This is a genomic window from Okeania sp. SIO3I5 (assembly GCF_010672085.1).
In the GTDB taxonomy this organism is placed as follows: Bacteria; Cyanobacteriota; Cyanobacteriia; order Cyanobacteriales; family Microcoleaceae; genus Trichodesmium.
In genome coordinates this window covers 21,281-30,959 of record NZ_JAAHHT010000101.1, presented here as the reverse complement: position 1 = coordinate 30,959, position 9,679 = coordinate 21,281, and the positions used below count along the sequence as shown (strand labels likewise).

Below are 9,679 nucleotides of genomic sequence, written 5' to 3'. Positions count from 1 at the left end.
AGTCGGCCTCGCTAATACAACCAAGTCCATACTAAATCATATACCATCCGTAGGGGCGAATGGCATTCGCCCATACTAGATATAGTGGTACTGCGTAAGTCCTGATAACAATAGTTTATTGTAATGATTTTGGTCAAGGGAACAGTGGGAGCATCTTGCTCCCATGAAGTAGCGTTGTTCATCTGAAATTATATAGCACTCCCTAGGGCGGTTAGGACATTCTCGCTCCTCTCAAATTTAGTCCGTGCTACGAATTTAACTTCTGACTTCTGACTTCTAACTTCTGACTTCAGCTATATCTGTTGGGTTTATCCTCCGGATAAGCTCCGCTAACGCAAGCTCAACCCAACCTACAGAAGTAAAAATGTTATTAAGATTAGCAGATTTTCAATTTTTTCTAGTTTAAGGTAATTATTATCTATATTTTTTATCTGAAACAAATGCAAGTTCAAGAAAATAAGTTTTCCTGGTATGATGTGCCTGAAGATGTCAAAAGTTTATTGATGTTAGCTGTAGAAAATTGGGAGGATACAGAAACTTCAGAAAATTATATTAATCAAGCTTTAGCTAAGACTGATGGAAATCTGGATATTTTGATAGGTGCTTATCGTTATTTTTTCTATAAAAATAATATGAAAATGTCGCTTCAATTGGCACATAAAGTAATGGCTGAAGTTAAAAAACGAGAAAATTTACCGTCAGATTGGCAGGAGGTAAAAAGTATATTAGCTAATCGGAAAAATGAGCAACAAATTAATCTATTTATTACCGCTTATGCTGCTTCCGGATTGATTATAGCAAAGATGGGAGATTTGGCAAAAGCTAAGGCAATAAGTGAAGAAATTCAAGAAATTGATGAGAAAAATGATTTAGCAAAAATTCTGTTTGATATTATTACTAGACCGCCAGATGAAGACGAAGATTAAGGAAATTTGCTGGTGAATATTAAAAAGGAATCCAATCTGTTTTATCTATCCATTCTTCAGCTTCAGAAGTTTCCCAAATCATCCAAACTTCTTCAGCTAATCTGCCTAAAGTTATCTCTGAACGTAACCAAAATAAACCCCAAATATGCCGATCATTTTCCCAATGAAGTTGTAAATGTCCAGGCATACTTTTACGATTATTTGTTACCAGTAGTCTTTGTGATGATTCTAGATAAACTAAAATATCTGGGTCTGGTGTGGCCAGGGGCGGGGTATTTGGATCGCCTACTCGCAAAATATCTATGGATGAGTTAATATTTAATACAGCTATTTTTAGCTGAGGCGACAAATTTTCATCCAGTAAAAAACGGATTTTCATCTATCTATTTAGTTATGTTTTCTTCTTTCTGCGCTTTAATTTGTCTAATCCTTTTTACCACAGGTGAAGGTTCAGAAGCTAACCATTCTTGATAACGCTGTTCCCGCCATGCAGCTAACCGTGACATATAAGCATCTATTTCATCCTGATCGTGCAGATAATAAGTAATAGTAGCATAAATTTTTTCTAAACTTAAAGTAGGTAATTCAGTCTGAATTTTTTCTGGTGTATATCCTTTCCAATAATAAGCTATGACATCATCAATACCAATACGATGTCCTTTTATTCTAATGTCATCAGGGTTTAAAAATTCAAAATAATCCTCTAATTTCATTCTTTCATCTCCTCATTATTAAAAATTGCTGAAATCAAAATTTTTATGCTTCAATTTGATAATTATATAATCTTTAACTAAAAGTTGTAAGGGTTTGATAGTTGTAAGGGGTTTGATAGTTGTAGAGGGTTTAATAGTTGTAGAGGGTTTGGAAACCAAACCCCTACTAGCTTTAATCTGATTTAACTAAAAGTTGTAAGGGGTTTGATAGTTGTAAGGGGTTTGATAGTTGTAAGGGGTTTGATAGTTGTAGAGGGTTTGATAGTTGTAGAGGGTTTGATAGTTGTAGAGGGTTTGATAGTTGTAGAGGGTTTGGAAACCAAACCCCTACTAGGTTTAATCTGATTACATTGAATTATGCCTACCTAACTTATACCAATTTACTATTTTGAACCGATAAAATCTTACTTTTGGCTTTTGATTTTTGACTTTTGACTTTTAAATTTCTTGCTATCCTAATAAAGAAGTGACCTTAAAATTATCCTCTTACCCTAACTATGACTGAAACAACTCAGCGCATTTGTATTCTCGGTGGCGGTTTTGGTGGACTTTATACCGCCCTCCGTCTAATCCAGTTTCCCTGGGAATCATCAAAAAAACCTGAAATAATCTTGATAGATCAACGCGATCGCTTCCTCTTTGCCCCACTATTATACGAACTCGTCACCGGGGAACTGCAAACCTGGGAAATTGCCCCACCATTTGCAGAATTATTAGCAAACACCGATATTCGCTTTTGTCAAGGTGTGGTTTCCGGAATTGACATCAACCAACAACAAGTCGAACTAGAAAATGGTCAAGCATTCAGTTACGATCGCCTCGTTTTAGCAATGGGAGGCGAAACACCTCTGGAAATTGTTCCTGGTGCTGCCGAATACGCTATCCCATTCCGGACAGTTAATGATGCTTACCGTCTTCAAGAAAAATTGCGAATTTTAGAAGCATCCGACCGCGAGAAAATTCGGATTGCTGTTATCGGTGGTGGTTATAGTGGGGTAGAACTAGCTTGTAAATTAGCAGATCGTTTACAAGAAAGGGGTAGAATTAGATTAGTCGAACGCAGCGAAATGATTTTGCGAACCTCCCCAGACTTTAACCGGGAAACTGCTTCTAAAGCATTGTCACAACGCAATATTTGGATCGATCTAGAAACAGGAGTAGAATCCATAGAAGCTACTCAAATTTCCTTAAAATATAAAGAGCAACTTGACACCATCCCTGTAGATATTGTTTTGTGGACAGTTGGTACAAAAGTTGCTCCAGTAGTGCAGTCGTTACCATTGACAAAAAATCAGCGCGAACAAATTATTACCAGTGCAACTCTACAAGTGCAAGACGATCAGAAAATATTTGCGATCGGAGATTTAGCAGAATGCCAAGATGCAGACGGGCAAAAAGTTCCCACCACTGCTCAAGTAGCAATACAACAATCAGATTATGCCGCCTGGAATATCTGGGCATCTTTGACTGGACGCCCTCTATTGCCATTCCGTTATCAACCATTGGGTGAAATGATGGCATTAGGACTTGACAATGCAACTCTTACCAGTTTAGGCATTAAATTAGATGGTCAGATAGCACATTTGGCAAGGCGTTTAGTTTATCTGTATCGGTTGCCAACCTTGGAGCATCAGATCAAAGTGGGTTTCAATTGGATAGTTAATCCTATTCAAGAAATGTTCTCAAGTTTGTAAGGTTTATTGATGATTAGTTCTTTATTCTCTGTTCCCTATTCCCTATAAATCTAAGAGCAGTAAGACTTTAAGGGATTGAAATCTAATAGACATAGGCGTGAAAATTAAAAATCAAATCAATTATGATCCAGAAATTATCTATTCTTTCTTCCTGTTCCCTGTTCCCTGTTCCCTGTTCCCTGTTCCCTGTTCCCTCTTTTCTGGAGATGTCTAATATATAGAGACGTTTTAGGTAAATATATTCCTAGATTTTTACAGCGCTTTTCAAATTGATGAACCACATTTTCACAAGTAAAACGTTGTAGGGACGTTCCATGGAACGTCCCTACTGTGGTCTACACAAATGAAAACCGCTGTAAGTGATAAATAGTCGTCTTGATTTCTTCCTCCCTATTCCCTATTCCCTATTCCCTATTCCCTGATTATGACTAAAATTATTTTTCTTGATGCTGTCGGTACTTTGTTTGGTGTTCGTGGTAGTGTAGGTGAAATTTATCAACAATTCGCTAGTAAGTGGGGAGTAAATGTTTCACCTGTTACTCTAAATCAAGCTTTTTTTGAAAGTTTTAAAGCAGCACCACCAATGGCATTTCCTGGAGCAGAATCTGCCAAAATACCAAACTTGGAGTTTGAATGGTGGTGTCAAGTTGCTGCTGAAACTTATAAAAAAGTAGGAGTATTAGAGCAGTTTTCTGACTTTAAGAATTTTTTTGACGAACTCTATGATTATTTTGCTACTGCTGCCCCTTGGTTTGTTTATTCTGATGTAAAACCTGCCTTAACTAAGTGGCATGAAAGTGGAATCAAGTTAGCAGTTTTGTCTAATTTTGATTCCCGAATTCATCAGGTTTTACCAGCGTTGAAGTTAGCAGACTTTTTTGATAATGTGACTATTTCTACAGAAGTAGGAGCAGCTAAACCAGACCAGAAAATTTTTACTGCCGCCTTACAAAAATGTAATTGTACTATTGAGGAAGTTGTACATATTGGAGATAGTTTTACCGCTGATTATGAAGGTGCAATTAATATCGGTATCAAGGCATTTTGGCTCAATAGAAATAATGTTTCACAGCCAGAAGTAAATCAGTTTGCTACACTGTTAGATTATTTTAATTGTTACTTTCTCTAATTGAAATCAGGGGTTAATTTCCCTATTTAGCTATATTTAGATGTAATATTTATTATAGTTTACTACTATTGTATAACAATTTAATTTTTGTTATTAAATAGTTAAAAATATTTCGATAATAACCAGCGGATGATAGAAGCCTCCCAAAAGTAGATGTTGACAGTAAAAATCTGCTCAGTTTAGAGCAGATTTTTTTTCTATATGATAGTTTAGGCAGTAATTATAGTCATCTATAAATACCAATCGTGCATCACTACCACTTAATTAATCAACAAAATGGGATTAGTAATTAGGTAATGGTCTTCAGTATTTATGAACCATTAAACTATCAAAAGCATTATATATTTACCAAAGCCAATAAAATTAGCCAACGGGAACTAAATCAACTTCATCTGTACCATCAGTTTCACCTTGACCAGATGTAATTTGTTCCCCATTACCACTAATTTCCACAGCTAAATTTGTTCCATCCAAATTAACATTATAGTCAGTAGCATCAGCAGTATATCCTACACTAGCAACCATTTGCCGACTATCCTCAGTACATTGGAAAGCCAACAATTGATTTTTTTCCTTCTCGTTATCGTAAGTCCAAATTACCAGATAGTCTTGCTCTTGATATTCAAATACTTTAGGTGGACGAGTAGGAACATAACGACCTTCAGCACCAAAACTATTATCAAGAAAAGGCTGTACTGACTCAGGTTCCAGAGTAGCAAAAGCAATATCATCTGCCTCTAGCTCTACTTCTGCGTCTTCAGTTGTTTCAGGATCTGGTTCTTCTTGACCACGATTCTGGAAATAATCTACAGCTTTTTTGACACCATAGCCTGTAGCAGCAACACCAGCAACACCAGCAGCAATTTTAGCAAGATTGCCAAAGTTCATTTTTTTCTCCTAATTATGATTTTAGATTAATTAGAATTTGAGAGATTTGTTACTAACCCAGATACCAGAAAATATTTAGGAAATTTTCATTTTCTGTATCAATCTGTTAGTAACTTAACCCATCTAATACTATCAGAATTTGTTGCTCATATCACAAACAATTGTTATAGCAAAAGGCAGAAAGTAGAGGGCATCCCCCCTACCCCCCTTTGAAAGGGGGGACAGAAGAAAAAATCTGGCTTTGTCTGGGTTTTAGGCTGTTGATGTGTCCGCGCCCTTTGGTTCGACTGCTATATTTGTACAAAAAGCTAAAAAAGGAGAAGTATTTTCTACCTGCTTCATAAAACCGATATCAAACGTCTCTCTTGGTGCGCGTTCCCTTGCGCCTATCGGCGACGCGGGGTCGCACCGCATATAGCGACATTTTAATGTTTACTTCCTGCTTTCCTACGGAATGCTGCGCAAACAACTGAGGCCGTCGGCGGTTACTCATCCACAGGCATTAACGGCCAAGCCGACCGCATTTCTTAAATTTATACTTGCGTTTAAATCTCTGTCTATTGATAACCCACTTGTCACGGGCAATCATAAGTTCTCAGATGCAAGGGCATATCTTGGACATGACCACAGTAGGAGCAAGTTTTTGATGATGGAAAAAACCTATCAACTACCCATAGCTTCAGAACCGTATCATTCGCACTTATATCCAAGCTGTCTTCTAAACTCATAAAATCACTATCTGCTAATTGATTTCGCCAGCTTATGATTGCGTAACATTCCACTTACATTGTCATACTTCTATGACAACTCTGCCGTGGTTCAAGGCTTAAGTCTGTTGTCAATTTATGAAGTGCATCTTTACGGATATTTGCTACTTTTCTATGCAATCTAGCTATCTTCTGTTGTGCCTTTTTCCAGTTAGCAGAGCCTACCTCTTTGTCACGATTTAGGTATTGCAGCCTACATAACTTAGCTTCAAATTTCTGAAGTGGTTTCAGACTTGTCACAACTTGACCATCACTTAGTGTAGCTAGGGTTTTCACACCTAAATCTACACCAATAACATCAGTTTTTTGGGTGTAGTATGAGAATGAAATTCATAGCTACAACTGAGATACCATGAACCCGCTTGTCTACTTTTTTTAGTTCTTGCTTCAATTGGTTCATAAGTTTTGACCATACCAATAAAAGGTAATTTATGATTCCATCCATTTAATTCTATTGGTTTTCCACAATTATCTATTGTGAATGAATCATGTTTACCCTTCTTTTTAAACTTTGGGTATTTTCAAAGGTCCCTAAGTTATAATATCATGTCCGGATGAACAGGTATAAATAAATTAGGAAAAAGTCAGGAGTCAGGAGATCCTCCCTAACCCCCCTTGAACAGGGGGGAACTGGAAGTCCCCCTTCTTAAGGGGGATAATGGGGGATCGATAATTGATGTATTTCACTATGCTAAAAACTGCTATATAAGGAGGAGCAAGTTTTTTTTATCACCAATTATCCGGACATGATATAAGACATGAAGCGATTTATTAATCGCTATTTTATTAGACTTTTGAGTTTTTGATGAATGCACAAGTATCAATGGTACTCGCGATCGCCAACATATTAATAAGTTTCAACGTGCCAGCGATGCTCTTTCTTCAATTCCTTCTGATACTCAGTCCAATCAACATCAAACTGACTGGTAACAGCAGACATTCCTTCATCAATTCCACCTTCCATACCCTTGAGACCACAAATATAAGTGTGAGTATTAGGCTTTTGAATGTATCCCCACAATTCCTCAGCATTTTCTTGAATTCTGTGCTGAATGTACATTTTGCCACCGTCTTTATTCTTTTGTTCCCTACTAATAGCATAAGTTACGCGGAAATTTTCAGGGAATTGACGTTGCAGTTCTTCAAGTTCTTCTTTGTAGAGGATATTAGGAGTGTAGGGACAACCGAAGAATAGCCAAGCTAAACCTTTGAACTGATAATCAGGATTTTGTTCTCTTTCTTTGAACATCCGCCAGATGAAAGCACGGAAAGGAGCAATTCCCGTACCTGTTGCAATCATAATAATAGTTGAGTCTTCATCATCAGGTAACAACATTTCTTTACCTACAGGCCCAGTAATAGCTACATCAGCGCCTTCTTCTAAACCACATAAGTAGGAAGAACATACACCATATATTCTCTCGCCTGTTTCTGGATGATTGTATTCTAGACGGCGTACACAGAGAGACACAGTTTGATCGTTAAGATCGTCCCCGTGGCGAGTTGAAGCAATGGAATAAAGCCTTAACTTGTGATTTTTACCTTTAGCATCTGTTCCTGGTGGGATAATACCAATACTTTGACCTTCGACATATTTTAGCTCGCTACCAGAAAGGTCAAATTTTAAGTGACGAACAGTACCGTCGCCACCCTCACGGACTAATTCTTGATTAGAAAGACACTTACCAATGAAAGGATTTTTGGGACGATAGGTGTTTACAGGAACATCCTTTTTATCTGACTTAGGTTTAGCTTGAGTCATGGGTTTATTTTTTTCTCCTGTGTTAGTTGTTTGACCATTAGTTTGAGAGTGTTCGCTCAGAGTTTTGATGCTGACAATTTTGCCTCCCATCCGTGCAATTCGTCGCATTTCTTGATTCATGCGACCATAAGGTACTGTAATATAGACAGTCCCACTCTTACGGATAGGGTTATTGAATTTGTCAGTAGCTTCACTCTGACGTAGACCTTCTATTTCATATACAAAATTACGATTACCGTATTCTGTGTTTGTTTTTACACCGAATCCCATCTGAATTTTCTTTGTTTGCTTCTCTATCTAGATCAAGTATATTGCCAAGAGATGATGAGCGTTTGTATTTAAGTGTTTTTTAAGATACTATGGCATAATGGCCAGCACTTTTTAACTAACTTTATATTTCGACTGAAAATTTTGTTTTCCTAATGTAATGTTGTTGATTTCCTAATTCCTAATCTGATTAGAAACTCTTCTCATAGCAGAATTATTGAGATGAGTCATTTCAGTTATCAGTTATCAGTACCTCCTGGAATAGGGAGGCTTGAAATATTGAATTTTCTTTTCTCTTGGTCGATTGGATATGGCGCCGGTAACTCATCCATCCCATCCTACGGACTGAGACCCTTGCCGACCGCTTTTTATTCCCTTTATTGGGGAGGTTTGAGACCTGATTTTATGGTCAAACCGATCGTTTTTCAGTTTTTTTTACCCTGATATAGTCGATCGAGCTTTTATAAACAGAGATAAAATAACATTTAACTGATAACTGAAATGACTTCTCTTTTAGAAAGAGTCAATACCAACTTTTCACCAACAAGAATTTCAATTTTGTTCACATTTAAGTTTTTTTTGAAGAAGATTTTCATTATTGGCCAATTCTGTAACTATAGCACTATGTCTTTTGGTGTTGGACAATAAATTTGAGTTGTAAGGGAATAGGAAACAGAGGAATGTCCTAATGTATTTGCGTAGCGCTACAATATATTGATTCAAAAGTCAAAAATATTGCCCCATCACTCAAGATATCTGGAAGACTAAGAAAGTTTTTCCCACTCCACAGGTGAATTACTTAGCTATGTATCAACTTGATTTTTTTGGTCAAAAGTCAATAATAAATGGACTTCTATCACTCAAACCAAAGGGTGCGGACCTTACTAAATGTTGTTTGTGCAGCATTTGAGGAGGCAAAACTCAGTCATACATTACTTCTAACTTCCAACTTCTGACATGGGTGTAGCGCTATAATGCTTCTTCTTAAAGACAACTGACATAAAAAAATACTTTTGGTCTGTGGTAGAGATTCGTAGAGAATATATTAGATTAAGCTTTAATTTTCTTTGATCCTTGTAGGGAATATCCCATTCTGATATGATATTTTATCGAAAAGTAGGGTTTAAAATCTCGACCTTCTAGTGTGACTTTTGAGTTGATTTTGTTTCAAACAATGCCTTATCATTACAGCAAAATATATTAGTCGCCAGAGGGCATACCTCCTTTCCTGCGGAATAGTGCGCAAACAGAGGAGCTTTGCTTTATTATGTCGCGATGTCGCGCAGCGAAAGTGAAAGGGAGACATTAAACAGACAGATCGGGAAGCATAACCCTCCCCTATCCCTTCCCACGAGGGGAACTAAAGGAGTGGTAAAGCACCATAAGAAACGTCAACAAGCCGAAGAGCTACGGCTTTGTCTGAATCTCTGCCAATTCAGGCTGGAGAATATTTCAAAAAAATTAGTTTAGTAATAAAGACTTAGAGTCAATAGCTTCCAAGTCTGTCCAAGGCTCCAAGGAGCAGAGGTTGTT

10 protein-coding genes are annotated in these 9,679 nt (G+C 37.2%); 3 read left to right on the top strand and 7 right to left on the bottom strand.

Features of this window, described 5'->3' with window-relative positions; genetic code table 11:
- Nucleotides 1–11: 11 nt before the first annotated feature.
- Nucleotides 12–182, bottom strand: coding sequence for a hypothetical protein (locus F6K40_RS21630; RefSeq protein ID WP_293139168.1), 171 nt, complete (start codon nt 180–182; stop codon nt 12–14).
- Nucleotides 183–440: 258 nt separating this feature from the next.
- Between F6K40_RS21630 and F6K40_RS21625 the strand changes: the two genes are divergently transcribed.
- Complete coding sequence (locus F6K40_RS21625; RefSeq protein WP_293139167.1) at nt 441–926, top strand: hypothetical protein; 486 nt, start codon at nt 441–443, stop codon at nt 924–926.
- A 19-nt stretch (nt 927–945) separates the two neighbouring features.
- On the opposite strand, the gene F6K40_RS21620 is transcribed toward F6K40_RS21625, so the two are convergent.
- Together F6K40_RS21620 and F6K40_RS21615 are read right to left on the bottom strand one after the other, a co-directional pair.
- A complete protein-coding gene (locus F6K40_RS21620) occupies nt 946–1,305 on the bottom strand; it encodes a DUF5615 family PIN-like protein (protein WP_293139166.1) in 360 nt (119 codons plus the stop codon).
- A 4-nt stretch (nt 1,306–1,309) separates the two neighbouring features.
- Nucleotides 1,310–1,639 (bottom strand): DUF433 domain-containing protein, encoded by a 330-nt coding sequence (locus tag F6K40_RS21615; RefSeq protein WP_293139165.1) that lies wholly within the window; start codon nt 1,637–1,639, stop codon nt 1,310–1,312.
- Between the two features lie 497 nt (nt 1,640–2,136).
- Between F6K40_RS21615 and F6K40_RS21610 the strand changes: the two genes are divergently transcribed.
- Both F6K40_RS21610 and F6K40_RS21605 read left to right on the top strand, forming a co-directional pair.
- Entirely contained in the window at nt 2,137–3,333 is a 1,197-nt protein-coding gene (locus tag F6K40_RS21610; RefSeq protein ID WP_293139164.1) for an NAD(P)/FAD-dependent oxidoreductase, read from the top strand.
- Nucleotides 3,334–3,757: 424 nt separating this feature from the next.
- The gene (locus F6K40_RS21605; protein ID WP_293139163.1) at nt 3,758–4,462 is read left to right on the top strand and encodes an HAD-IA family hydrolase; all 705 of its coding nucleotides are present in this window, start codon (nt 3,758–3,760) and stop codon (nt 4,460–4,462) included.
- 363 nt (nt 4,463–4,825) lie between these two features.
- Here the strand turns inward: F6K40_RS21605 and F6K40_RS21600 are convergent, their stop codons facing one another.
- The 4 genes from F6K40_RS21600 to petH all read right to left on the bottom strand — a co-directional run bounded on the left by F6K40_RS21600 (nt 4,826) and on the right by petH (nt 8,149).
- Complete coding sequence (locus tag F6K40_RS21600) at nt 4,826–5,350, bottom strand: hypothetical protein (RefSeq protein WP_293139162.1); 525 nt, start codon at nt 5,348–5,350, stop codon at nt 4,826–4,828.
- A gap of 575 nt (nt 5,351–5,925) precedes the next feature.
- Complete coding sequence (locus F6K40_RS21595; protein ID WP_293139161.1) at nt 5,926–6,078, bottom strand: zinc ribbon domain-containing protein; 153 nt, start codon at nt 6,076–6,078, stop codon at nt 5,926–5,928.
- Between the two features lie 54 nt (nt 6,079–6,132).
- On the bottom strand, nt 6,133–6,393 hold the full coding sequence (locus F6K40_RS21590; protein WP_293139160.1) for a transposase: 261 nt from the start codon (nt 6,391–6,393) through the stop codon (nt 6,133–6,135).
- Nucleotides 6,394–6,964: 571 nt separating this feature from the next.
- Nucleotides 6,965–8,149: a bifunctional rod-capping linker CpcD/ferredoxin--NADP reductase PetH gene (petH, locus tag F6K40_RS21585; RefSeq protein ID WP_293139159.1), complete on the bottom strand. Its 1,185-nt coding sequence runs from the start codon at nt 8,147–8,149 to the stop codon at nt 6,965–6,967.
- Nucleotides 8,150–9,679 lie beyond the last annotated feature (1,530 nt).

Excerpts from the sequence above, each read along its gene's own strand:
- F6K40_RS21630 (WP_293139168.1), bottom strand. The coding sequence starts at position 182 with ATGAACAACGCTACTTCATGGGAGCAAGATGCTCCCACTGTTCCCTTG.
- F6K40_RS21625 (WP_293139167.1), top strand. The coding sequence starts at position 441 with ATGCAAGTTCAAGAAAATAAGTTTTCCTGGTATGATGTGCCTGAAGAT.
- F6K40_RS21620 (WP_293139166.1), bottom strand. The coding sequence starts at position 1,305 with ATGAAAATCCGTTTTTTACTGGATGAAAATTTGTCGCCTCAGCTAAAA.
- F6K40_RS21615 (WP_293139165.1), bottom strand. The coding sequence starts at position 1,639 with ATGAAATTAGAGGATTATTTTGAATTTTTAAACCCTGATGACATTAGA.
- F6K40_RS21610 (WP_293139164.1), top strand. The coding sequence starts at position 2,137 with ATGACTGAAACAACTCAGCGCATTTGTATTCTCGGTGGCGGTTTTGGT.
- F6K40_RS21605 (WP_293139163.1), top strand. The coding sequence starts at position 3,758 with ATGACTAAAATTATTTTTCTTGATGCTGTCGGTACTTTGTTTGGTGTT.
- F6K40_RS21600 (WP_293139162.1), bottom strand. The coding sequence starts at position 5,350 with ATGAACTTTGGCAATCTTGCTAAAATTGCTGCTGGTGTTGCTGGTGTT.
- F6K40_RS21595 (WP_293139161.1), bottom strand. The coding sequence starts at position 6,078 with ATGAGTTTAGAAGACAGCTTGGATATAAGTGCGAATGATACGGTTCTG.
- petH (WP_293139159.1), bottom strand. The coding sequence starts at position 8,149 with ATGGGATTCGGTGTAAAAACAAACACAGAATACGGTAATCGTAATTTT.